This is a genomic window from Streptomyces sp. T39, from assembly GCF_008042045.1.
Taxonomy (GTDB): domain Bacteria; phylum Actinomycetota; class Actinomycetes; order Streptomycetales; family Streptomycetaceae; genus Streptomyces.
In genome coordinates, this window is sequence record NZ_RDBP01000012.1 from 255,247 (window position 1) to 278,051 (window position 22,805).

A 22,805-nucleotide genomic window follows, 5' to 3' on the forward strand; every position below is an offset into this window, starting at 1 on the left:
GCCCCCGCCCGCGAGGTCCGTGCGCCCCGATGACGGCCCGGCCGCGGGAACCTACGGAACGCCGACCGGCGAGGACGCCTACGGCTCCCCCGGGACGTTCGGCGCATCCGCCCCGTACGGCGCCGACACGGGCGCCACGGCTCCGTACGGCACCGGCGCCTCCGCCACGTCCCCGTACGGCACCTCCCCGTACGGAAGTTCCGCTTCCGACCCGTTCACGGGCCCGGTGCCCGACGGTGCCCCGTACGGCCCGGACGCCTACGGCGGTCCGTCCGGCGGCTTCCCGTACACCGCCTCCCCCTACCCGCCCGGCGCCGCTCAGGACGGGCCCGCCCCGGCTCCGGACACCCTCTTCCGGCCGCCGTCCGCCGGAGAACCCTGGAACGCACCCGCAGGAGATCGGCCGTGAACACCCCCCTCCCCGACGTCCCCGAGGTCCGGGTCGTCGGTCTTCCCCAGCTGACGCAGGGCTTCGACCTCGTCGAACGGCTGGACCTCCAGATGCATCTGAAGGTCCACGGTCCGCTGGAGCCGGTGAGCGGCGAGCGACTCGCCCAGCTCGCCGAGGAGATATCCCTGACCGGGCGCGGCGGCGCCGGCTTCCCGTTCGGCAGGAAGCTGCGCGCCGTGGCCAAGTCGGCGATCCGGCGCGGGATACGCCCGGTCGTCGTCGTCAACGGCAGCGAGGGCGAGCCCGCCTGCCGCAAGGACACGGTGCTCCTCAACCGCGCGCCGCATCTGATCCTCGACGGCGCGCTGCTGGCCGCCGAGGCGCTGGGGGCGCGCACCCTGGTCGTCGCGGTGACCCGCAACTCCACGGAGGTCTCGATGCGCGCCGCGCTCGCGGAGCGGGGGCTGTCCGACCGCCGGGGCCAGCAGCTGCGCGCCCGCGTGGTCCGCACGCCGGAACGCATGGTCTCCGGTGAGGCGTCGTCGGTGATCCGCGCGGTGAACGGCGGCCCCGCGCTGCCGCCGGGCCGCCGGGTGCGCGCGGCCGACTCCGGGGTCGGCGGCGCCCCGACCCTGCTGTCGAACGCCGAGACGTTCGCGCAGCTCGCCGTCGCCGCGCGCATCGGCTCCCGGCGCTACGCCCACACCGGGCTCGACTCGGAGCCGGGGACGGTCATGCTGACGATCTCGGGGGCGGTGGCCCGGCCCATGGTCGTCGAGGTGCCGACGGGCGTCCCGCTGCGCTACGTGCTGCAGCTGGCGGGCGCCCCGCCGCTGCCGCAGGGCGTGCTGACCGGCGGGTACCACGGCAACTGGATCGACTCGGTCGCCGTGCACGAGGCCGTCGTCTCCAAGGCGTCCCTGGCGTCCGTGGGCGGCGCGCTGGGCGCGGGGGCGATCCTGCCGATCGGACCGGAGACCTGTCCCCTCGGCGAGTCCCTGCGGGTGGCCAACTGGCTCGCCGCCGAGACGGCCGGCCAGTGCGGGCCGTGCAAGCTCGGACTGCCCGCCGCCGCCGGCGGTCTCGCCGATGTGATGAACGGCGGCGGGCCCGCGGCGCTGGAGGCGCTGCGTGAGGTCACCCAGGCCGTGAAGGGCCGGGGGGCGTGCAAGCACCCGGACGGTTCGGCCCGTTTCTTCGCCTCGACGCTCTCCGCCTTCACGGACGACCTCGCCGCCCATGTGCTGCACGGCGGGTGCGGGCGGCCCACCCTGGGCGTGCTGCCGCTTCCGCTGCCGGGCTACGAGGAGGCCGAGGAGTCCATCCCCAGCGGCGAGAAGGTCTTCATCGACTGGACGCTCTGCCAGGGGCACGGCCTGTGCGCCGACATCGTGCCGGAACTGATCCGGCTGAATCCGGACGGATACCCCTCCGTCGCCGACGCGGTGGTCCCGGTGCATCTGCGCGGCCGTGCGCAGCGCGCCGTGCGCCGCTGCCCGGCACTGGCGATGCGCATCGAGCAGGTGGACGCCCCGCCACCGGCGGCGGCTCGGCCCGCGTTGCCGAGCAGCAACCGCAAGGCCCTGGGCAGCGGCCGCGATTGACGTCCGCCACTCCTCGCGGGGACGGCCTCGGCCGGTCCCCGCGAGGGTGCGGGAACGGTGAGGGGTGCGGGAGCACCACGACGAGAAGCGGGCCACCCTGACCGGGTGGCCCGCTTCTTCTTGCTGTGGAGCTAAGGAGAATTGAACTCCTGACCTCCTGCATGCCATGCAGGCGCTCTACCAACTGAGCTATAGCCCCTTGTTGTGCGTCCTCCGCCCGGTTTCCCTCGCGGCGACGTAGAGAACATTAACGCCCTCGTCGGCGCATCTCCAAATCGTTTCCCTGACGGGCTCCGCGCGGGCCCTCCGGCGGCCGGGGCGGGCGGGGCGCGCCCGGCGGTGCGCGGGCGGAGCCGGGCGGCTCACGCCGTTGCGAACGAATAGAAGCGCTTGAGCGTGCAGTGCTCGTCGAGGAGCCGCCCGTAGATGGGCTCGCCCTCCAGTTCCCGATACGTCTCGATCGGGTCGCCTTTTATGATCAGCGCCCTCGCGCACTCCTCGCACCAGTACTGGTACTCGGGGTTGACCGGGTCCATGTCCCTGACGATGGGCGTACCGCCGCCGCACCAGTCGCATTTCCGCCTGTGTGCACCCATCACTCAGCTCCAGCTGTGACCGCAGGCCGTGCACACGTACGACACACCGCCGTTGTCGCCGAGGACCTGGGCGACATGGGAGGAACCGCAGGAGGGACAGCTGAGGCGGGTACGCGCCCCGGCCGTGGCAGGCAGGTCACCGGCAGCCTCCTCGGCTTGCTCGCCGCTGGCGGGCATCGTGCGCTCCCTCCGTACAGCCGGCGTCCCCTCCCGGCCGTCCGATTCTGCCACGGCGGCGCGCGGAGGTCAGCGGCGTTTGCGAACGAGACCGGCCAGGGAACCGACTACGCAGACAGCGAACAGCGCCGGGATGCGGGCCCGCTGAGGCGCCCCCGGAAACGGAGGCTCCCGCCCCTTCGAGCCGGGTCGGGAAGCGGGCCCGGGGACGGCGGCCCCGGCAGTCGGCGCCGACCCCGGAGCGCAGTGCCGTCCGCGGGCCTTCAGCGCGCCGGGGCCCTCACGACGGCCAGGGTGGCCCTACAACGCGAAATCCCGCCCCCTGACGGGGGCGGGATCCGGATTGTGGAGCTAAGGAGAATTGAACTCCTGACCTCCTGCATGCCATGCAGGCGCTCTACCAACTGAGCTATAGCCCCGCGTGTTCTTCGCGCTCCGCGCTGCGAACAAGAAGAACTTTAGCCTGCGACCTGCCGGAAAGTGAAATCCGGGCCGCGAGCCCGTCCGGGCCCCCTGCGCGGGGGCACGGACCGCGGCACGGACACCGGCGCGGCCGCCCACCGGGCACCGCTCAGGTGTCGTCGCCGAGCACCGGCTCGGGCAGCGTGCCGGCGTTGTGCTCCAGGAGCCGCCAGCCCCGTGCGCCTTCGCCCAGGACCGACCAGCAGCAGTTGGACAACCCGCCGAGGCTCTCCCAGTGGTGGGCCTCCATGCCGAGCAGCCGTCCGATGGTGGTGCGGATCGTGCCGCCGTGGCTGACCACCACGAGCGTGCCGTCGTCGGGCAGTTTGTCGGCGTGGTGCAGCACCACGGGCGCGGCCCGGTCGGCGACCTCGGTCTCCAGCTCGCCGCCGCCGCGGCGCACCGGCTCCCCGCGCTTCCAGGCCGCGTACTGCTCGCCGTGGCGGGCGACGATCTCGTCATGGGTCAGGCCCTGCCACACGCCGGCGTAGGTCTCGCGCAGCGCCGCGTCGTAGGAGACGTCGACGCCCGTGAGGGCGGCAAGCTCGGCCGCGGTGGCGGCGGCCCGCTTGAGGTCGGAGGCCACGACGGCGTCCGGCTGAAGGGCCGCGAGCAGGCGGGCGGCACGCCGCGCCTGGGCCACGCCCGTCTCGGTCAGCTCGATGTCCGTGGTGCCCTGGAAGCGGCGCTCCAGATTCCAGGAGGTCTGACCGTGCCGCCACAGGACGATCCGGCGACCGCGCTTCCTCTCCGTGCGGCCGGCGGCCGCACCCCCGTCCGGCTTCCCGTTCAGCTCAGGTCCCCTTCCGCTTCCTTCCCGGCGAGCTGGGCGTGCTCCTCCGCCTTGCCGCGCGTCCTGCGGGCGTCCTCGGGGAGGGGCAGCTCGGGGCAGTCCTTCCACAGGCGCTCCAGCGCGTAGAAGACGCGCTCCTCGCTGTGCTGGACGTGGACGACGATGTCGACGTAGTCGAGCAGGATCCAGCGGGCGTCACGGTCGCCCTCGCGGCGCACCGGCTTGGCGCCGAGCTGCTTGTTCAGCCGCTCCTCGATCTCGTCGACGATCGACTTGACCTGGCGGTCGTTGGGCGCGGAGGCGAGCACGAAGGCGTCGGTGATCGACAGCACGTCACTGACGTCGTACGCGATGATGTCGTGCGCGAGCCGGTCGGCGGCCGCCTGGGCGGCGGCGTTGACGAGCTCGATGGAACGGTCCGTAGCGGTCACAAGCAGGCTTTCGTCGGTGGTCGGAATTGCTTCAAGGGTCTCACGGACCGCCGACACACCTCGCCCGTATTCCGGCACGCTCCCGCGTGCGCCGCAGCCGCGGGCGGGCACGCCCGCACCGCGCGGCGCGAGGGGCCGCTCCGGGCCTCGTGCCCGGGGCGGCCCCTCGCCGCGTTCCCGCGGCGGTCGGTCAGTCCCCGGAGCCGGATCCCTCGAAGTCGGATCCGAGGACCACCGACACGTCGGCGTTGGTCGCGGCCTTGCCCTTGGCGACCGCGTTCGCGGGGAGTCCGAGGGTCTTCGCGACCTCGTCCGCCTTCGCCCTGTGGGCGTCGTCGGCATAGGTGACCCGGGACGCGTCCGCCCGGTCCGCCGAACCGCCGTCGATGACCGTGTAACCGCCGTTGACCAGGGAGATCCGGGCCTTCTCCGTGGCGTCGGTGTCGCCGGTCGCGTTTTTGACGCCGACCCGGACGGCCGCGCCCGCCTCCGGCGCGCTGACCGAGCCGCCGAGCACGTCCTCGACGACGCTGTCCGCGGCCTCCTCGGTGAGGGTGCCGTTCTGCTGCACCGGCAGGAGGGCGGTTCGGTAGTCGCCCCCCTTGGCGTGCTCGGCGAGGCCGGCGAGGGAGCTGCCGAGGTCCTTCTCGTTGAGGGACGGGTCGAGGATCTGCCCCAGCGTCTCGACGATCACGGTCGCGGACGCCCCGTCGTCGGGCAGCTTCTTCAGCACGGCCTGCATGACCTGGCCGAAGCGCTGGAGCTGCTTCTCCTCCGCCTCGCCGGGGGCCGACCAGGTCGCGTAGGCCACGGCGGCCCGCCCGTCGAGGGTCTGGTTCTCACCCTTCTCGACGAGCAGGGCATCGCCCTTCTCGGCGGCCGGCACGGCGGCGTCCGTCGTCAGGTCGATCGTGCCGACCAGCTCGACGAGGTTCTCCAGGTACGGGGTGTCCAGCCGCCACGTGCCGGAGATCTTCGCCCCGAGCAGGGTGCCGATCGCCTCACGGGTGCCGGTCGAGCCGTCGTCCTCGACGGACTTGCCGAGGGTGGTGGCGGTGCCGTCGTCGTTGGCGACCGACAGGGTGTTGGGCAGCAGGACCGTGGTGCCCTGCTGGGTGGTGACGTTGTCGACCAGCAGGGCCGTGGACGTCTTCTCGCTCTTGGTGTTGTGCAGGTGCACCACGATCACGTCGCGCTTCTGCGGGCCGGCGGCGGTACCGGCGGAGGTCTGCGCGTCCGACGTCCCGGGCAGCTTTCCGGCGTACCAGAGGTAGCCGACACCGCCGACGAGCGCGAGCGCGAGGACGACGGCGAGGGCGACGACCCGGTTGCGGCCGCGGCGCTTGGCCTCCTCACGGCGCTCGGAGCGGCTCTCGGTGAACTTGAGCCAGTCGATGACGTCCTCGGAGTCCTCGTCCGGCTCCTCGATGAAGGCGAACTGCTCCGTGCGGTAGTCGCGGTCCCCCGCGTCCCGCACGTCGCCGCCGGGGCGCACGTCGCCGCCGGAGCGGACGTCGCCGTCCCCGGCCTCCGCCCGGCGCTGCTCCGGGACGGCGGGCGCCTCCGGGGCCGCGGGGGCGGCCTGCTGCTGGGGGATGTTCCACTGCTGGGTGGTGTCGACGGCGGGCTGCGTGCCCGTGTCGTAGCCGTACGGGTCGTAGCCCTGCCCCTGGCCGGCCGGCCCGCTCCCGTACTGCTGGTTGCCGTAACCGCCGGCGCCGGGCTCCGTTCCGTACCCGCCGCCGGCGGTGTCGCCGTAGCCGCCGCCGGCGGTGTCGCCGTAACCGTCGCCGGGGGCCCGGCCGTACCCGCCCGTGTCCCGCTGCGCGGCGTACGGGTCGTGGGTGGCGTACGGATCGTGCGCCGCGTAGGGATCCTGCGGGGCGTACGGGTCGTAGCCCCGGCCCCCGGCGCCCTGCCCGCCATCCTGGGGCTGCTGAGGGTACGGGGAGGACTGCTGAGCGTAAGGGTCGTACTGCTGGGGCTGCTGGTAGACCGGCTGCCCGTACTCGTCGTAGCCGACGATCCTGGGCTGCTGCCCGTACGGGTCGTAGGAGTCGTGCTGGTCGTTCACCGGTGCCCCTCTCCGTGGCTCACTGGCCGCGGTACAACTGGCGCTTGTCGATGTAGCGCACCACACCGTCCGGCACCAGATACCAGACCGGGTCGCCCTGGGCGACCCTCTCCCGGCAGTCGGTCGACGAGATCGCCAGGGCGGGCACCTCCACGAGGGAGACACCGCCCTCCGGCAGCCCGTCGTCGGTCAGATCATGGCCGGGACGCGTCACCCCGATGAAGTGGGCGAGCGAGAACAGTTCCGCGGCGTTGCGCCAGCCGAGGATCTGGGAGAGCGCGTCGGCGCCGGTGATGAAGAAGAGGTCCGCGTCGTCGTTGAGATCGCGCAGGTCCTTCAGGGTGTCACTGGTGTACGTCGGGCCGCCGCGGTCGATGTCGATGCGGCTCACCGAGAACTGCGGGTTGGACGCCGTGGCGATGACCGTCATCAGATAACGGTCCTCGGCCGGTGACACCTGCTGATGGCTCTTCTGCCACGGCTGCCCGGTGGGCACGAACACCACCTCGTCGAGGTGGAACAGGGCGGCCACCTCGCTGGCGGCCACCAAGTGCCCGTGGTGGATCGGGTCGAAGGTCCCGCCCATCACACCGAGACGGCGCCTGCCGGAGCCGGTACCCGCCGCCGCGTTCTGCTCTCCCATGCGTGCAGAGCCTACTGGCACGGGCCGCCGGCCCCGACTCAGCGGTCGCGGTTGAAGCGGGTGGTGATCCACAGCAGCAGCATCAGCACGACGAAGGCGCCGATACCGGTGAGGTAGGGGCTGAGGCTTGCGTGATTGCCGCCGTGCTCGGCGCCCTCGGCGAGAGTGACCAGGTTGGCGGCGGCGCTCGTGAGGCTCATCTTCAGCAGGACCTTTTCATCGGGGAACCGGGCGGAGAGACTTCGCGCACATCGTATGCGGGCCGCTCGGGCACGCTCACGGCGACTCGGTCGTTGAGGTTGTCCACAGGCTCCGTCACGCCTCGGCACCAGCACCTACGCTGGGGTCCTGTCAGGGGGACGAGCACGACTCGCGACACACAGGGGGCATCATGACCGACGGTCAGGAGTACGCGCCGAGCAGGAGGCGCCGGCGCTTCGAGGACATCTCCTCCCGGGCCTACGAACATCCCGCCGACCGCTCGGCGCTGGTGGCGCTGCGCAAGCTCAGCGGTTTCGACACCGTCTTCAAGGCGCTCAGCGGGCTGCTGCCCGAGCGCAGCCTGCGACTGCTCTTCCTCTCCGACTCCGTGCGGGTGAGCGACGATCAGTTCGCGCATCTGCACACCATGCTCAGGGACGCCTGCTACATCCTGGACCTCGAGAAGGTCCCCTCGATGTACGTGACGCAGGACCCCAAGCCGAACGCCATGTGCATCGGCCTCGACGAGCCCATCATCGTCGTGACGACCGGCCTCGTGGAACTGCTCGACGAGGAGGAGATGCGGGCCGTCGTCGGACACGAGGTCGGCCACGCCCTCTCCGGGCACTCCGTGTACCGCACCATCCTGCTTTTCCTCACCGGCCTGGCGGTGAAGGTCGCCTGGATCCCCCTGGGGAACGTGGCGATCATGGCGATCGTCACGGCGCTGCGTGAGTGGTTCCGCAAGTCGGAGCTCTCGGCGGACCGGGCCGGCCTGCTCGTGGGCCAGGACCTCCAGGCGTCGATGCGGGGCCTGATGAAGATCGCGGGAGGCAACCACCTCCACGAGATGAACGTCGACGCCTTCCTCGAGCAGGCGGAGGATTACGAGGCAGGCGGCGACCTGCGCGACTCCGTCCTGAAGATCCTCAACGTCCTCCCCCGCTCGCACCCGTTCACCACGGTCCGCGCGGCGGAGCTGAAGCGATGGGCCGAGAGCCGCGACCACCAGCGGATCATGGACGGGCACTACCCGCGCCGCTCCGAGGACAAGGACACCTCGGTGACCGACTCGTTCCGCGAGTCGGCGTCCCACTACGCCGACTCGGTGCGCACCAGCAAGGATCCGCTGATGAAGCTGGTCGGCGACATAGCGGGCGGGGCCGGCGACCTGGGCGGCAGACTGCGCGACAAGTTCACCGGCGCGACCGGCTCCGGAGGGAGCAACGGCAGCGGCGCCACGAGCGAGGGCTGACCCGCCCCGGCCGGCGTTCGGGGCGGTGCGCACGGCGCCGTGCCCGGCCGGTGCGCCGGGTGTCAGGGTGCGGCGGGCGAAGGGCCGGGCCGGTCGGCCAGCGATCCGCACAGGGCCGCCCTGGCGGGGCCCGGGGCGTAGGGATCCGTGCCGGCCGGGCCCGTGGACGTGGCGCGCCGGCCGGCCAGCAGGGGGTGCAGCACGGCCGCCGTGTCCTCCGCGCAGTCCTGCGGACCGGCCTGCGCATGGCTGGTCAGCACGGTGAGCCGGTGGTGGCGCAGATCGTCGCGGTCGAGGCGGAAGTGCAGCTCGCGCCGCACGGTGTACAGCGACGCCCGTTCCTCGACCGGGCCCGCTGCGGCGGCCGGCCGCAGGGCATACGCGAAGGTGTGGTCGGCCGTGACCTCCAGCGCCCCGGCGTCCTGCTCGGTGACGAGCAGCGCGCCCGACACCCGCACCCCGGTGGCTGCCAGCTCCACCTTCGCGGGGTCGAAGCGCACCAGCCAGCCGGTGGCCGCGTGCCGCCCGTCCGCCGCCGGCGTGGCCATGCTCCGGTCGAACTGGGCCAGCTGGTCGGGGTGGAGCAGCGCCCGCACGCCCCGCACCTCGCCGCCCGTGAGCACATCGGGATCGACGGAGGAGGCGACGAGGTAGTCCTTCACGGTGGCCAGCGCGGTGGTCACCTGGTCCTCGGTGAAGTGGTCGGTGCGCCGCACGGCGGGCAGCGCGATGCCCGAGGCGCCGGTGCGGTACTGGGCGGCCGGCCCCTCCTCGAAAACCTGCTCGGGGGTGCCGCCGGGCACCGTGCCGCGGGGGGCCAGCGGGACGAGCGTCATCCGCAGGGTCTCCGCCGGGCGGGAGGCGGAGGGCTGGTAGGGCTGGCGCACACCCAGATAGACGGCGGTCCCGAAGGCGAGGGCCACCAGCACCAGGAGAAGGAGGATCCGACGGGGGCCGTGTCCGCCGCGGGAGGGCAGGCTCCGCACGGCCGGTGCGTGATCGCCCATGCGCTCCACGGCGGAGAACTCCTGGACGCGGGCAGCGTTCACGAACGATTCGTCGAAGACGACGGATGCGTACTCGTCCTCACCGCCGGGCGGCCCCTCGGGCGGCCCCTCAGGCGGGTCTCCGCGCCGACCCATACTTTCAGGGTAGGTCTCCCGGCATCGCCGTAAACGCGCTGGTACGCGTCAAGTTCTGACGAGTTCTCACGCGCTGGGCCACATGGCCGCACCCGCCGGTTCAGGGCGCTGCGGGCCCGGTGGGGACGCGCGACCGCGGGTCGCCGACGGCGGCCGTGGGACCGCCTCCGCTGCCGCTGACGGTGGCGCCCGTCGGCGGTGCGTCCACCCCGGTCCTGGCGGGCTGCGGCACCTCGCGGCCCCCGGAAGCGCCCCGGTAGACGGCGGTGAAGGCCAGGGCGACCATGCCGATGCCCATCACCAGGGCGAGGATCCAGGCCACGGGCCGGTGCCAGTGGGCGGTGCCGCGGTAGGGGCGCAGTGCGCCGCCGTGGCGCCCGTACGGGCCGTCCGGGTCGTCGTGGGCGACGTCCTCGTCGTACGCGTGCCCGGGGTCACGGCCGTGGGCACGGTCGCGGAGGTCGTCGTCGGAGGGGGCGTTGCGGAAGCCGGAGCGGGCGGCCTCGGCCTCGGCCCGGGCCTCGGCGGCTGCCAGCAGCCGCTCCACCGCCGACGGTTCGTGGAACTCCGCGGCCCGTACGAAGTCCTCGTCGAACACCACGGAGGCGAAGTCCTCGTCCGCGCCCCCGCGGTCGTCGTCGGGCTCCCAGCCGTCCGGGAACGGCCTGCCCCCCACGTCGTCCGGCACCGTCCCAGAGTAGACCGGCGGGACCGCTTTCGGCAGGCAGAGCGAGAAGTCTCCCCGCCCGGGTGACGGTCCGGGCGGGGGCCGGCGGCTACCGGGTGTGACCGTCGCCGGTCACGATGTACTTGGTCGAGGTGAGTTCCGGCAGGCCCATGGGCCCGCGGGCGTGCAGCTTCTGGGTGGAGATGCCGATCTCGGCGCCGAAGCCGAACTCCCCGCCGTCGGTGAAGCGGGTGGAGGCGTTCACCGCGACCGTCGTGGAATCCACCAGCTGGGTGAACCTGCGGGCGGCGGCCTGGGAGGTGGTGACGATGGCCTCGGTGTGCCCGGAGGACCACAGCCGGATGTGCGCGACGGCCGCGTCCAGCGACTCGACCACGGCGGCGGCGATGTCGTAGGAGAGGTACTCGGTCTCCCAGTCCTCGGCCGTCGCGGGCACGATCGTGGCCTTGGTCCCGTCGGCGTAGCCGACGACCCGCTCGTCCCCGTGGACGGTGACTCCCGCCTCGGCGAGGGCGTCCAGCGCGCGGGGCAGGAAGGCGTCGGCGATGTCGCGGTGGACGAGCAGCGTCTCCGCGGCGTTGCAGACGCTCGGGCGCTGGGCCTTGGAGTTCAGCAGGATGTGGACGGCCATGTCGAGGTCGGTCTCGGCGTCGACGTAGACGTGGCAGTTGCCCGTGCCGGTCTCGATGACGGGGACCGTGGAGCCCTCGACGACGGTGCGGATGAGGGAGGCGCCGCCGCGCGGGATCAGCACGTCGACCATGCCGCGGGCCCGCATCAGCTCCTGCACGGAGTCGCGGCTCTCGCCCGGGACGAGCTGCACGGCGTCGGCCGGCAGGCCCGAGCCGCCGACCGCGTCGCGGATGACCTTCACCAGCGCGGTGTTGGAGGAGTACGCGGAGGACGAGCCGCGCAGCAGCACCGCGTTGCCCGACTTGAGGCAGAGCGCGGCGCCGTCGACGGTCACGTTGGGGCGGGCCTCGTAGATGATGCCGACGACACCGAGCGGGACGCGCACCTGGCGCAGGTCGATGCCGTTGGGCAGCGTCGAGCCGCGCACCACCTCGCCGACCGGGTCGGGCAGCGACGCGACCTGTCGTACGTCGGCGGCGATGGCCCGCACCCGCTCGGGGGTGAGCGTGAGCCGGTCGATGATCGCGTCGCTGGTGCCGGCCTCGCGGGCCCGCTCGATGTCCACGGCGTTGGCCTCGACGATCTCGCTCGTCCGCACTTCGAGCGCGTCGGCGATCGCCAGCAGCGCGTCGTCCTTCGCCGCCCGCGGCAGCGGCGCGAGGTCGGCGGCGGCGGCCTTGGCCCGGTAGGCGGCCCGGGTGACCGGGGACATGTTGTCGTACGGCGTGACCGAAGAGAGCGACGTCATACCCCGCAGGGTAGTGCGCCCGCGGGGGTGGACCGGAAGTATCCCGGAGTGCGAGACGAATGCGGGACGAACGCCGCGAAGCGGCGGGCGGGCGGGCGTCCGTCGCCCGGGCCGGGCGGCGGACGGCGCCCCGCGCGGGCTCCGGCACGGGCCGACCGCGCCGGGGGCGGGCGCGGGCGCGGGACGGGCCGACTGCGGTCGGGGCGCAGGACGGGCCGACTACGGTCGGGGCGCGGGCAGCGGGCAGCGGGCCGGGCGGCCCCGCCCCGTCGACCGGGGCGTCGCGCCGAGGGACGGCGTCGACGGTGGCCGCACCGCGCCCGAGCCCGATCGCGGCACGCCACCGGTTCAGCGCCCGCGCGTACCGCTCGCCGCGGGACGGCATCGGGGGGCCGCCCACCGCCTGCCGCCGGGGCACGGGCAGCGGGCAGCAGGCCGGGCAGCCCGCCCCGTCGCCCCGGGGCGCCGGCGCGAAGACTCGTCCCCGAGCCGCCAACGACCACGCGGAGATCCGCTACTGGGAGGAGGCCCGCGACCTCCACGACGCGGCGGCGGTGGCGCTGCGGCTGTGGGGCGAGCACCGCTCGACGGCCAAGCTCCCGCCTGCCCGAGCCGGGCCGCGGGATGGCGCCCAGGGGCGCGCCGCGCCGGGCGCGTCAGAAGGGGTGGACGCCGATCGGGGAGGCGGGTGGCGGGCCGTAGCCCTCGGCGACCCGCAGGTGGTACGTCTGCCGGTCGATGACCTCCAGGCCGACGATCTCCCACGGCGGGAGCTTGGCCGTCGAGCGGTGCTCGCCCCACAGCCGCAGCGCCACCGCCGCCGCGTCGTGGAGGTCGCGGGCCTCCTCCCAGTAGCGGATCTCCGCGTGGTCGTTGGCGTACCGGCTGGTCAGCAGGAAGGGGTGGTCGTGGGCGAGCTGTTCGAGACCGCGGCGGACCTCCTTCAGCGGCGCCTCGGGCCCCGAGACGCTCAGCGTGATGTGCCAGAGCCGGGACAGCGGCTGCTCCCGCGGCGTCCGACCGCCCTCGCCGGGCTGCCGCGCGCTCTGGGTGCCCTGCTCCCGCGTGGCCTGGGACCCGCTCCGCGCGCCTGCCGGTGTCCCGTCGGGCGCGCCGGTGCCGGGCTCGCCCAGGTGTCCGCCGAGGTCGGCGACCCCGCCGACGCTGGTCAGGGTCCGCTCCTCACCCGACGCCCGGTGGCCGGGGGGCCTCCCAGGGCCTCGGGGGGTGTCCCCCGGGCGCGCTCGTCTCACCGGCCGCCTCCTGTCGCTTCGTCGCGGGATCGTGGATCCCGCGCGTCCGCATCAAAGTGGACCAGTCCGCGGCTCGGTCCGGGGCGGTTTTGGTAAAGGTCTCTGCCTGATGCCGGGACTTTCCGCCTTTCAGGGGCGGGTCACGTCTCCAGGACGACGAGATCGTCCCTGTGTACGACCTCGCGTTCGTAGGCCGGTCCGAGTTCGCGGGCGAGCTCCCGGGTGGAGCGGCCGAGCAGCTGGGGGATCTCCTTGGCGTCGAAGTTGACGAGCCCCCGGGCCACCGGCCGCCCCTCGGCGTCACGCAGCTCGACCGGGTCCCCCGCGCTGAACTCGCCGTCCACGGCGGCGATCCCGGCGGGCAGCAGCGACTTCCGGTCCTCGACGACCGCCCGCACGGCGCCTTCGTCGAGGGTCAGCGAGCCCTGGGGCGTCGAGGCGTGGGCGAGCCACAGCAGCCGGTCCGCGGAGCGCCGTCCGGTGGCGTGGAAGAACGTGCCGGTGTCGCGGCCGGCGAGGGCGTCCGCGGCACGGCTGGCGGAGGTGAGGACGACGGGCACGCCGGCCGCGGCGGCGATCCGGGCGGCCTCGACCTTGGTGACCATGCCTCCCGTGCCGACGCCCGCCTTCCCCGCGCTGCCGATCTGCACGTGCGCGATGTCGCCGGGGCCGCGCACCTGGTCGATCCGGGAGGTGCCGGGCCGGGAGGGGTCGCCGTCGTAGAGGCCGTCGACGTCGGAGAGGAGGACGAGCAGGTCGGCGCGGACGAGGTGGGCGACGAGCGCGGCGAGGCGGTCGTTGTCGCCGAAGCGGATCTCGTCGGTGGCGACCGTGTCGTTCTCGTTGACGACGGGCACGGCGCCCATGTCGAGCAGCTGGTCGAGGGTGCGGTACGCGTTGCGGTAGTGCGCGCGGCGGCTGGTGTCGTCGCCGGTGAGCAGCACCTGGCCGACCCGGACGCCGTAACGGGCGAAGGAGGCGGTGTAGCGGGCGACCAGCAGGCCCTGGCCGACGCTGGCCGCGGCCTGCTGCCGGGCGAGGTCCTTCGGCCGGCGGGCCAGCCCGAGCGGTGCCAGACCCGCGGCGATGGCGCCGGAGGAGACCAGGACGATCTCCTTCTCACCCCCGCTGCGGACCTTGGCGAGGACGTCGACGAGCGCGTCCACGCGGTCGGCGTCGAGGCCGCCCGCGGCGGTGGTCAACGAGGACGAACCGACCTTGACGACGATCCTGCGGGCCTGCGTCACCTGCTGTCTTGCCACTGTCACACCACGAATCTATGCCAGCGTCCGCTCCGGGCGCGCGGGTGTTCCGAGCGCTGGACACCGCACCGGGCGGGACGGCGGGTCGCGAACGGTCACGACGCGGCGGCCCCCGGCCCCCGGAGGCGCCGTCGCCGAGTCCGGCCGGGGCGGACGGGGCAGCGGCAGGACGGACACAGGAGAGGGAGGGAACGCCTTGTTTCGGCACGAGTTGTGTCGGATGTCCCTGATGGTTCACTCCAGCCGATAAGGTGCCCGTCGGGCGGTGGCACGCGCCCGCACCGTCCTGCCTCCGGCCTGTTCGAGTCGGGCTTCCACAAGAGACGGGGCACAGCCGTGTCGGTCAAAGTGAGTGTCGTCATCCCGGTGTACAACCCGGGCAAGTACCTCGATCCCTGCATCGAATCGCTCGTCGGCCAGACCATGCCCGCCGGGGAGTTCGAGGTGCTCTTCGTCGACGACGGGTCCACCGACGACACACCGGCCCGTCTGGACGAACTGGCCTCGCGCCACCCGCACTTCCGGGTGATCCACATCCCCAACTCGGGCTGGCCGGGCAAGCCGCGGAACATCGGCGTGGAGGCGGCCAGGGGCGAGTACGTCCAGTTCCTCGACCAGGACGACCACCTCGGCACCGACGCCCTGCGCCGGCTCTACGCCATGGGGCACCGCAACGGTTCGGACATCGTGATCGGCAAGGTGGCCAGCAACTTCCGGGGCGTCCCGCACGGCGTCTTCCGCAAGAACCGCGAACGCTGCACGCTGCGCAACGCCCCGCTGTTCGACAGCCTCACACCGCACAAGATGTTCCGCACGGCGTTCCTCCGCGAGCACGGCATCGCCTACCCGGAGGGCAGGCGCCGCCTCGAGGACCAGCTGTACATGATGAAGGCGTACATCCCCGCCCAGGTGGTCTCGATCCTCGGCACGTACACCTGCTACCACTACTCGAAGCGGGACGACGGCAAGAACGCCGGGTCGGCCAAGCTGGTCCCCGAGGGGTACTACGGAAACCTGCGCGAGGTGCTGGACGTCGTCGTCGCGGGCACCGAGCCCGGGCCGCTGCGCGACCGGGTGCTGCGCCGTTTCTACCGGGTGGAGATGCTCGGCCGCCTCAGTGAGCCGGCCGTGCTCGGCTACGACGACGCCTTCCTGCGCGCGATGACCGACGCGGTCCGCCCGCTCGCCCTGGAGTTCATGGGCGGCGCGGTCCACGACGGCCTCGGCCCCATGCTGCGGCTGCGCTCCGGGCTGCTGCGCGCCGACGACGCCGAGGGGCTGGTCCGCCTCGCCCGCTTCGCCGCCTCGGTCAAGGGCGCGGTGCGCCTGGAGGACCTGGCCTGGCAGCCGGACGGCCGGGTCGCGGTGCGGATCGAGGCCCGGCTGGTGCACGGGGAGGGCCGCGAACCGCTGACCATGGTCCGCCGCGACGGGCGGCTGTATCTGGACCCCGCGGTCACCGACCGGTTCCTGCCCGCCGGGGAACTCGTCGACATCACCGACGACCTGCGCGGCTTCACGGCCGAACTGTCGCTGCGGGACCGGGAGACGGCGGTCGAGTGGCCGTGTCCCGCGTCGTTCGCCGCCGAGGTGACCGACCGGCCGGACGGGACCTGCGAAGTGGTGCTGCGCGGCACGGGGCACCTGGCCACGGAGGGCGGCAGGAAGGGGCGCGGCAGCCTGCCGCGCGGCTTCTGGGACGCCTGGGTGACCGTGCGGGGGCTGGGTGTCGTCCGCAGGACCCGGCTCGGCGCCGACCGGGCGGACCATGTCGCCGACCGCTGCGTGCCGGCCCTGCTGTCCGGCGGGCCGCGGTCGGTCATCCCGTACTTCACCGACCCGCACGGCAACCTGACGCTCGACGTGGCGCGCCGCGGCAAGCGGACCGCCGCGTATCTGCGCGGCCGGACGGTGCTGCGGATGCCGGGGACGCCGGTCCAGCTGCGGCTGGACCTGTTCACGACGGGCGGCACCGCCCCGGGGACGGGCGCCGGCACCGGCGCTCCCGAGCTGGTGCTGACCAAGCCGTCGTACGACGGCGAAGTCGCCGAGGCCACCGTGGTGCACTCCGCCGCGGGCGCGCTGCGCCCGGCTCTCGGCCGTGCCCATCTGACGCTGCCCCGGCGGCTGCCCGGGGCCCCGGAGGGGACCTGGCAGCTGTCGGTGCGGCTGGACGGGGAGACGGGGCCGCTGCTGCCTCTCTGCACCGCGGACGTCGACGGCGCGGGACGGCTCCGGCCGGACGGCGGCCTGCCGGTGCCCGACCCCGTGCTGCTGCGGCAGCTGATCACCGAGCGCCGGCGGGCGGCCGCCCGCCGGGCGGTGCGGTCCGTCGTCGGGCCGATCGTGCGCAGGCTGCCGGCCGGGGGCCGCAAGCGGGCCCGCCGCCTCGCGGCCCGGGTGTTCGGCTGAGGTCCCGGGCCGGGCCGCCGCGCACCGCGGCGGCCCGGCCCTCAGCAACGACAGAGAGGACGTGAACAGATGCGGGAACTCTCCATCGCCGGAGCCTGGGTGCACGAGCCGAGGGTCTTCCCCGACAGCCGCGGCAGCTTCCACGAGTGGTTCAAGGCACCGGACTTCGCCGCCACGACCGGCCACCGGCTGCGGCTGGAGCAGGCCAACTGCTCCGTCTCCAGCCGGGGCACGCTGCGCGGCGTCCACTTCGCCGATGTGCCGCCGAGCCAGGCGAAGTACGTGACCTGCGTGCGGGGCGCGGTGCTGGACGTGGTCGTCGACATCCGGGTCGGGTCGCCGACGTTTCGCCGGTGGGAGTCGGTCCGGCTCGACGACCTCGACCACCGCGCGGTGTACCTGTCGGAGGGGCTCGGGCACGCCTTCATGGCCCTGACGGACGACGCGACCGTGGTCTACCTCTGCTCCGAGGGGTACGCCCCCGAGCGGGAGCACGGCCTCCATCCGCTCGATCCCGGCCTGGGCATCGCCTGGCCCGAGGGCATCGCGCCGGTGCTCTCCGAGAAGGACGCCGCCGCGCCCGGGATCGCGGAGGCGGAGCGCCGGGGCCTGCTGCCCCGCTACGAGGAGTGCCGGGCGTACTACGCGCGGCTCAACGGCGAGGACGGCGGCACGGGGACCGCCGACGGCACGGGAGCGGCCCGGCGGGCGTACGACCGGGCCTGACCGCGCGCGCCGGCGGCGGGTGTCCCGCGGACCGCGGGGTCCGCGGGACACCCGCCGCCGGGCTGCCGCCCGTCAGCCCGTCAGCCGCTCCAGGCTCCGCCGCACCGGGGCGAAGGACGCGCGCCCTCTGCGCAGCGTGCGGGCCCGGACGAGACCCGGCCAGAAGCCGGCACCGAGGAGCGCCTCGGGGCTCACCGCGTTCTTGCGGGTGAGCACCGCGTCGGGGACGTCCTGCGGGTCCGGGACGACGTACTCCTCGATGATCCGGTCGTAGGCACCCTGCAGCACGGTGTTCGCGGGGTCGGCGCCGAAGACGACGGCGACGCCGGTGGGCGCGGTGTCCACCTCCACGACGACGAGGTCGGGCCGGTATCTCCGGAGCACCTGGACGACCTTGTAGACGTCCCCCGTCCAGAACTTGGTGTGGCGGTCGCGCGCGGCCTCGTCCACGTTCCTCGGCAGCATGTCGTCGAGGACGATCACACTGGACCAGCGGGAATGCCGTTCGACGTTCATGAAATCACGCAGGGCGTATTCGAACAGGTGCATTCCGTCGATGAACGAGAGTTCCAGGCGCGGTGCGCCGCCCAGTACGTTCATCGGATCCCGGCGGGCGAGCGCACGGAAGGGATTGCGTCCGGTCCGCAGATGGACCAGAGGATCCCTGCGGGCGAAGAAGTCGTCACTCGTGGCCCTCACCAGATGCACGTCGCAGCTGATACTCGTGACCACCCGGAATGCCGGGTCCACGGCCACCGAGGGAACGCGGGAAAGCGCGAGACTGCGTCCGTCGTTGACCCCGATCTCCAAATAGTTCCGGGGTTTGCTCACACGGTGCAGTTGACGCAGGAAGCCGTGACGGTCCACTGGAATCCCTTCATGGGGAATCGCATTCTGTGCTTTCGAGCGAAGTTAGCGTGCGACGTGTCCGGACGCACACTTCTACGGCCCGGTGACACGCGATCTCCTGTGCGCCCGGACGATTTCCGGGAACGCCTCTGCGAGCGCCTCACGCCATTCGCGAATGGGTTCGATCCCCGACGTCCGCAGCCTCTCGTGCCCCAGCACGCTGTACGCCGGCCGGGGCGCGGGCCGGTCGAAGGCCGCGCTGGTCGTGGGCCGCACCCGTTCCGGGTCGGCGCCCAGCAGGCGGAAGATCTCCCGGGTGAGGCCGTACCAGGTGGTCTCACCGGAACTCGTGCCGTGCTGGATCCCGGGCGGCACGGTGCCGGCCAGGGCTCCGCGGCCCAGCCGCAGCAGCAGGGCGGCGAGATCGGCGCTCCAGGTCGGCTGGCCGTGCTGGTCGTCGACGACGTCCACCGTCTCGCGTCCGGCCTCCAGGCCGATCATGGTGCTGACGAAGTTGCGTCCGCCCGCGCCGTAGAGCCAGGCGGTGCGCACCACATGCCCGCTCTCCGGCAGCAGTTCCAGCACCGCCCGCTCGCCCGCCGCCTTGCTGCGCGCGTAGGCGCCGCGCGGGTCGGTGGAGGCGTCCTCGGGGTAGGGCTCGCGGGCGTCCCCGGCGAAGACGTAGTCGGTGGAGACGTGCAGCAGCACGGCGCCGTTCTCCTTGCAGGCCTCGGCGAGCACCCGGGGCCCCGTCGCGTTGGCGGCGTGCGCGGCCTCCTCGTGGGTCTCGGCGCCGTCGACGTCGTTCCAGGCGGCGCAGTTGACCACCACGTCGGGGCGGTGCGCGGCCAGCGCGGCGCGCACGTCGTCGGGTCCCGTGATGTCCAGCGCGGCACGCCCGAGGGCGGTGCTGCGCTCACCGTCCGCGGCGAGCCGCGCCGTCACGTCCCGGGCGAGCATGCCGTCCGCCCCGGTGACCAGCCAGCAGGTGCTCACAGCGCGGCACGCTCCTTCAGCGGCTCCCACCAGGCGCGGTTCTCGCGGTACCAGGCGACGGTCTCGGCGAGGCCGGCGGCGAAGTCCTTGCGGGGCCGGTAGCCCAGCTCCTCGCGGGCCTTGGTGCAGTCGACGGAGTAGCGGCGGTCGTGACCCTTGCGGTCGGCGACGTGCTCCACGCGGTCCCAGCCGGCGCCGCAGGCGTCGAGCAGGAGCCCGGTGAGTTCCCTGTTGGAGAGCTCGGTGCCGCCGCCGATGTTGTAGACCTCACCGGGACGGCCCTTTGTGCGGACCAGTTCGATGCCCCGGACGTGGTCGTCGATGTGGAGCCAGTCGCGCACGTTCAGGCCGTCCCCGTAGAGCGGGACGGTGCCGCCGTCGAGCAGCCGGGTGATGAACAGCGGGATGACCTTCTCGGGGAAGTGGTGGTGCCCGTAGTTGTTGGAGCAGCGGGTCACCCGCACGTCCAGGCCGTGGGTGCGGTGGTAGGACAGGGCGATCAGGTCGCCGGCGGCCTTGGCCGCGGCGTACGGCGAGGTGGGCGCCAGCGGATGGGTCTCGGGCCAGGACCCCTCGTCGATGGAGCCGTAGACCTCGTCGGTGGAGATCTGGACGAAGGCGGAGATCCCGGCGCGGTGCGCCGCGTCGGCGAGGGTCTGGGTGCCCAGCACGTTCGTCCGCACGAACTCGGCGCCGCCGTCGATGGAGCGGTCGACGTGGGACTCGGCGGCGAAGTGCACCACCTGGTCGTGTTCGGCCATGAGCTTGCCGACGAGCTCCGGGTCGCAGATGTCGCCCCGCACGAAGCTCAGCCGGTCGTCGCCGGCGACCTCGTCGAGGTTGGCCTCGTTGCCGGCGTAGGTGAGCCGGTCGAGCACGGTGATGCGCACGTCGCCGGGTCCGTGCGGGCCCAGCAGGGTGCGGACGTAGTGGGAGCCGATGAAGCCGGCGCCGCCGGTCACCAGGAGGGCGGTGGTCATGACGAGATCTGCACCTTGCTGTGGTCGCCGAGCACGAGTCGGTGGGAGGAGGGGTTGCGGGGGGCCGGGGTGACCTCGACGTCCCGGCCGATGAGCGAGGCCTCGATGCGCCGCACGCCGGTGATGGAGGCACCGCGCAGCAGGATCGAGTACTCGATCTCGCTGTCCTCGATGCGGCAGCCCTCGGCCACGGAGGTGAAGGGGCCGATGTAGGAACCGCTGATCAGCGTGCCGGCGCCGACGATCGCGGGGCCGACGACCCGGCTGCCGACGATCCGCGCGCCCTTCTCCACGCACACCCGGCCGATGATCTCGCTGCTCTCGTCGGCGAAGCCGTCGATCCGGCAGTCGACCGTCTCCAGCACGGACCGGTTGACCTCCAGCATGTCGGTGACGTTGCCGGTGTCCTTCCAGTAGCCGGCGATGGTGGTGGAGCGCACGTCGCACCGTCGGTCGATCAGCCACTGGATGGCGTGGGTGATCTCCAGCTCGCCGCGCCGGGACGGCTCGATGGCGCGGACGGCCTCGTGGACGGCGGGGGTGAAGAGGTAGACGCCGACGAGCGCGAGGTCGCTCTTGGGCTGCTCGGGCTTCTCCTCCAGGCCCACCACGCGTCCGGTGATGTCGAGTTCGGCGACGCCGAAGGAGGTCGGGTCGGCGACCTTGGTCAGCAGGATCTGCGCGTCGGGGCGTTCGGTGCGGAATTCGTCGACCAGACCGCTGATGCCTCCGACAATGAAATTGTCGCCGAGATACATCACAAAATCGTCTTCTCCCAGGAATTCCCGGGAGATGATCACCGCGTGCGCGAGACCGAGTGGCCGCTCCTGCGGAATGTAGGTGACCTCGACGCCGAACCGGGAACCGTCGCCGACGGCTTCCTCGATCTCCGCCGCGGTCTCCCCGACGACGACGCCGACCTCGGTGATACCGGCTTCGGCGATCGCCTCGAGGCCGTAGAAGAGCACCGGTTTGTTGGCCACCGGAACCAGTTGCTTGGCGGAGGTGTGCGTAATGGGCCGGAGTCGTGTGCCGGCTCCTCCGGAAAGTACGAGTGCCTTCACTGTCCCTGCCCTGTGGGTCGGAAAAACGTACTGCCGGGGCGTATACCGCCCCGGCATCCCGATGTTACCTATTCCGCACCCTTCTTCCGGCGTCCCGGAGCGCGCGTACCGCACGGATTCTGCGTACCCGGCGGCGAATACGGCCCGGCATTTCACGAAGGAGGGACGCGCCGCCTTCCGGCGGCAGGACCCGGCTGCTTCCCGCCCGGTCCGGAACCGTCACCCGGTACGTGCGGGCCGGCAGCCCGGCGCGGCGGTCGCCGAAGTACGGGAGGGCGAGATACACCCGGCCCGTCAGGCGCCGCCGCACCACCCGGGGGACGGACCCGGCGGCGGTGTACTCCAGCACACCCTTCAGCAGATCGAGCCGCCCCCGGGCGACGCACTCCAGGACCAGCCGCTCGGCGACCTTCAGATGCGCGGCGACGCCCCTGTTCCAGTACGGCCCGGTCAGCCGGGCCGCCAGCCGGAGCCGCTCCCGCTGCTCGGCCTCCGGCCGGCCCAGCAGCGCGGGGGCGAACTGCTGGAGCAGCCCGACCGTGAACGGCCGGACCATCAGCAGGTCACGCCCCGGGCCCGGCGGTTCCAGCCGCGCGATCACCCCCGCCAGCGCGGTCACCGCCGCGAACCGGGACTCGTACCCGCCGCGCCGCGTCGCGTGCTTCCCGTCCTCTCGGCCCACCAGGTAGTAGCAGTCGTAGTCCGCGACGACGGAGACCCCGTTCCCGGCGAGATACGCCTCCATGGTGAAGAGCGCGTCCTCGCCGGTCGTGAAGGTCTCGTCGAAGGTGAGCCCGAGCCGTGTCAGCAGCTCGCGGCGGAAGAGCTTCTGCGCGCTGAGGGCGTAGACGACGCGGGAGGTGCGGACGTCGGCGTGCTCCACGGTCCGGGTGAACATCGAGCGCGGGACGCCCCGCCCCCGCCCGGCCATCCTGCCGAGCACCACGTCCGTCCCGGCCCGGTCCGCCATGGCGACCATGCGCTCCAGGGCCTCGTCGCCCAGGAAGTCGTCGGCGTCGAGGAAGAAGACGTAGCGCCCGCGGGCGAGGGCGAGGCCCCTGTTGCGCGGACCGCCGGGGCCGCCCGAGTTGGGCTGGCGCACCACGGTGGTGCGGACCTTGGAGCGGGCGGCGAACTCCTCCAGGTACTCCCCCGTGCCGTCGGCCGAGCCGTCGTCGACCGCGAGGAGCTCGATCCGGTCGGGTCCGAGCGTCTGCGACTCCACCGACTCCAGGCAGCGGATCAGGTACGGCATGGCGTCGAAGGCGCCGACGACGACGGAGACGTCCGGGACACGGGGAGCGTTCGGGGGTATCAGCGGGTGGTTCATGGGTTCCACCAGAGCGCGCCGCGCGGCCGGGGGCCGCCGCTCGCGGCCATCCGGACCAGGGACACACCACGGTCCGGGAACGCGGAACGGCCCGG

General features: G+C 73.1%; 21 protein-coding genes, 2 tRNA genes and 1 pseudogene. 5 read left to right on the forward strand and 19 right to left on the reverse strand.

The genetic code is table 11. From position 1 onward, the window contains the following. Window positions 1-409 (forward strand): annotated as a pseudogene (locus tag EAO77_RS02025) (hypothetical protein); the annotation flags it as partial. Then, the gene (locus EAO77_RS02030) at window positions 406-1,995 is read left to right on the forward strand and encodes an NADH-quinone oxidoreductase subunit NuoF family protein (RefSeq protein WP_147986416.1); all 1,590 of its coding nucleotides are present in this window, start codon (window positions 406-408) and stop codon (window positions 1,993-1,995) included. The pseudogene EAO77_RS02025 and the gene EAO77_RS02030, both read left to right, overlap by 4 nt. A 126-nt stretch (window positions 1,996-2,121) precedes the next feature. Here the strand turns inward: EAO77_RS02030 and EAO77_RS02035 are convergent. From EAO77_RS02035 to EAO77_RS38390, 9 genes are all read right to left on the reverse strand, one after another. Beyond that, window positions 2,122-2,194: transfer RNA gene (locus tag EAO77_RS02035), tRNA-Ala, on the reverse strand. A gap of 163 nt (window positions 2,195-2,357) precedes the next feature. Then, on the reverse strand, window positions 2,358-2,591 hold the full coding sequence (locus EAO77_RS02040; RefSeq protein ID WP_147986417.1) for a hypothetical protein: 234 nt from the start codon (window positions 2,589-2,591) through the stop codon (window positions 2,358-2,360). 3 nt (window positions 2,592-2,594) lie between these two features. Beyond that, window positions 2,595-2,768 (reverse strand): hypothetical protein, encoded by a 174-nt coding sequence (locus tag EAO77_RS38385; RefSeq protein ID WP_187283090.1) that lies wholly within the window; start codon window positions 2,766-2,768, stop codon window positions 2,595-2,597. A gap of 346 nt (window positions 2,769-3,114) precedes the next feature. Continuing rightward, window positions 3,115-3,187: transfer RNA gene (locus tag EAO77_RS02045), tRNA-Ala, on the reverse strand. Between the two features lie 152 nt (window positions 3,188-3,339). Beyond that, entirely contained in the window at window positions 3,340-4,023 is a 684-nt protein-coding gene (locus EAO77_RS02050) for a histidine phosphatase family protein (protein ID WP_147988891.1), read from the reverse strand. Further along, window positions 4,020-4,454: a ribosome silencing factor gene (rsfS, locus tag EAO77_RS02055; RefSeq protein WP_147986418.1), complete on the reverse strand. Its 435-nt coding sequence runs from the start codon at window positions 4,452-4,454 to the stop codon at window positions 4,020-4,022. Before rsfS ends, EAO77_RS02050 begins: the two co-directional genes overlap by 4 nt. A gap of 190 nt (window positions 4,455-4,644) precedes the next feature. Then, window positions 4,645-6,528: an LCP family protein gene (locus EAO77_RS02060; RefSeq protein ID WP_147986419.1), complete on the reverse strand. Its 1,884-nt coding sequence runs from the start codon at window positions 6,526-6,528 to the stop codon at window positions 4,645-4,647. Window positions 6,529-6,547: 19 nt separating this feature from the next. Next, window positions 6,548-7,171, reverse strand: coding sequence for a nicotinate-nucleotide adenylyltransferase (gene nadD, locus EAO77_RS02065; protein ID WP_147986420.1), 624 nt, complete (start codon window positions 7,169-7,171; stop codon window positions 6,548-6,550). 38 nt (window positions 7,172-7,209) lie between these two features. Next, the gene (locus EAO77_RS38390) at window positions 7,210-7,371 is read right to left on the reverse strand and encodes a hypothetical protein (RefSeq protein WP_187283091.1); all 162 of its coding nucleotides are present in this window, start codon (window positions 7,369-7,371) and stop codon (window positions 7,210-7,212) included. Between the two features lie 191 nt (window positions 7,372-7,562). Here EAO77_RS38390 and EAO77_RS02070 point away from each other — a divergent pair, with 191 nt between their 5' ends. Further along, a complete protein-coding gene (locus EAO77_RS02070) occupies window positions 7,563-8,627 on the forward strand; it encodes a M48 family metallopeptidase (protein WP_147986421.1) in 1,065 nt (354 codons plus the stop codon). 62 nt (window positions 8,628-8,689) lie between these two features. Here the strand turns inward: EAO77_RS02070 and EAO77_RS02075 are convergent, their stop codons facing one another. The 5 genes from EAO77_RS02075 to proB form a co-directional block, all read right to left on the reverse strand. Next, window positions 8,690-9,769 (reverse strand): hypothetical protein, encoded by a 1,080-nt coding sequence (locus EAO77_RS02075; RefSeq protein ID WP_147986422.1) that lies wholly within the window; start codon window positions 9,767-9,769, stop codon window positions 8,690-8,692. Window positions 9,770-9,869: 100 nt separating this feature from the next. After that, window positions 9,870-10,457 (reverse strand): hypothetical protein, encoded by a 588-nt coding sequence (locus EAO77_RS02080; RefSeq protein WP_147986423.1) that lies wholly within the window; start codon window positions 10,455-10,457, stop codon window positions 9,870-9,872. Between the two features lie 88 nt (window positions 10,458-10,545). Further along, window positions 10,546-11,838 carry a glutamate-5-semialdehyde dehydrogenase gene (locus tag EAO77_RS02085; protein ID WP_147986424.1) on the reverse strand — a complete coding sequence of 431 codons (1,293 nt, stop codon included), beginning with the start codon at window positions 11,836-11,838 and terminating at the stop codon, window positions 10,546-10,548. A 656-nt stretch (window positions 11,839-12,494) separates the two neighbouring features. Further along, a complete protein-coding gene (locus EAO77_RS02090; protein WP_147986425.1) occupies window positions 12,495-13,091 on the reverse strand; it encodes a hypothetical protein in 597 nt (198 codons plus the stop codon). 140 nt (window positions 13,092-13,231) lie between these two features. Then, window positions 13,232-14,359 (reverse strand): glutamate 5-kinase, encoded by a 1,128-nt coding sequence (gene proB, locus EAO77_RS02095; RefSeq protein WP_187283092.1) that lies wholly within the window; start codon window positions 14,357-14,359, stop codon window positions 13,232-13,234. Window positions 14,360-14,689: 330 nt separating this feature from the next. On the opposite strand from proB, the gene EAO77_RS02100 reads away from it, so the two are divergent. Both EAO77_RS02100 and EAO77_RS02105 read left to right on the forward strand, forming a co-directional pair. Next, window positions 14,690-16,765: a glycosyltransferase family 2 protein gene (locus EAO77_RS02100; protein WP_261993771.1), complete on the forward strand. Its 2,076-nt coding sequence runs from the start codon at window positions 14,690-14,692 to the stop codon at window positions 16,763-16,765. Between the two features lie 69 nt (window positions 16,766-16,834). Next, the gene (locus tag EAO77_RS02105; RefSeq protein ID WP_147986426.1) at window positions 16,835-17,491 is read left to right on the forward strand and encodes a dTDP-4-dehydrorhamnose 3,5-epimerase family protein; all 657 of its coding nucleotides are present in this window, start codon (window positions 16,835-16,837) and stop codon (window positions 17,489-17,491) included. Window positions 17,492-17,563: 72 nt separating this feature from the next. Here the strand turns inward: EAO77_RS02105 and EAO77_RS02110 are convergent, their stop codons facing one another. The 5 genes from EAO77_RS02110 to EAO77_RS02130 all read right to left on the reverse strand — a co-directional run bounded on the left by EAO77_RS02110 (window position 17,564) and on the right by EAO77_RS02130 (window position 22,710). Further along, window positions 17,564-18,358, reverse strand: coding sequence for a class I SAM-dependent methyltransferase (locus tag EAO77_RS02110; protein WP_147986427.1), 795 nt, complete (start codon window positions 18,356-18,358; stop codon window positions 17,564-17,566). A 75-nt stretch (window positions 18,359-18,433) separates the two neighbouring features. Continuing rightward, window positions 18,434-19,336, reverse strand: a complete 903-nt coding sequence (gene rfbD / locus EAO77_RS02115; protein ID WP_147986428.1) for a dTDP-4-dehydrorhamnose reductase — start codon at window positions 19,334-19,336, stop codon at window positions 18,434-18,436. Continuing rightward, window positions 19,333-20,316 carry a dTDP-glucose 4,6-dehydratase gene (rfbB, locus tag EAO77_RS02120; protein ID WP_147986429.1) on the reverse strand — a complete coding sequence of 328 codons (984 nt, stop codon included), beginning with the start codon at window positions 20,314-20,316 and terminating at the stop codon, window positions 19,333-19,335. Before rfbB ends, rfbD begins: the two co-directional genes overlap by 4 nt. Further along, a complete protein-coding gene (locus EAO77_RS02125) occupies window positions 20,313-21,380 on the reverse strand; it encodes a glucose-1-phosphate thymidylyltransferase (RefSeq protein ID WP_147986430.1) in 1,068 nt (355 codons plus the stop codon). Before EAO77_RS02125 ends, rfbB begins: the two co-directional genes overlap by 4 nt. A gap of 64 nt (window positions 21,381-21,444) precedes the next feature. Continuing rightward, window positions 21,445-22,710, reverse strand: coding sequence for a glycosyltransferase family 2 protein (locus EAO77_RS02130; RefSeq protein WP_147986431.1), 1,266 nt, complete (start codon window positions 22,708-22,710; stop codon window positions 21,445-21,447). Window positions 22,711-22,805: the final 95 nt, after the last annotated feature.

Bases quoted from the DNA above. Each gene is read 5' to 3' on its own strand.
- EAO77_RS02040 (WP_147986417.1), bottom strand. From the start codon at position 2,591: ATGGGTGCACACAGGCGGAAATGCGACTGGTGCGGCGGCGGTACGCCC.
- EAO77_RS38385 (WP_187283090.1), bottom strand. From the start codon at position 2,768: ATGCCCGCCAGCGGCGAGCAAGCCGAGGAGGCTGCCGGTGACCTGCCT.
- nadD (WP_147986420.1), bottom strand. From the start codon at position 7,171: ATGGGAGAGCAGAACGCGGCGGCGGGTACCGGCTCCGGCAGGCGCCGT.
- EAO77_RS38390 (WP_187283091.1), bottom strand. From the start codon at position 7,371: ATGAGCCTCACGAGCGCCGCCGCCAACCTGGTCACTCTCGCCGAGGGC.
- EAO77_RS02070 (WP_147986421.1), top strand. From the start codon at position 7,563: ATGACCGACGGTCAGGAGTACGCGCCGAGCAGGAGGCGCCGGCGCTTC.
- EAO77_RS02075 (WP_147986422.1), bottom strand. From the start codon at position 9,769: ATGGGTCGGCGCGGAGACCCGCCTGAGGGGCCGCCCGAGGGGCCGCCC.
- EAO77_RS02085 (WP_147986424.1), bottom strand. From the start codon at position 11,838: ATGACGTCGCTCTCTTCGGTCACGCCGTACGACAACATGTCCCCGGTC.
- EAO77_RS02105 (WP_147986426.1), top strand. From the start codon at position 16,835: ATGCGGGAACTCTCCATCGCCGGAGCCTGGGTGCACGAGCCGAGGGTC.
- rfbB (WP_147986429.1), bottom strand. From the start codon at position 20,316: ATGACCACCGCCCTCCTGGTGACCGGCGGCGCCGGCTTCATCGGCTCC.
- EAO77_RS02130 (WP_147986431.1), bottom strand. From the start codon at position 22,710: ATGAACCACCCGCTGATACCCCCGAACGCTCCCCGTGTCCCGGACGTC.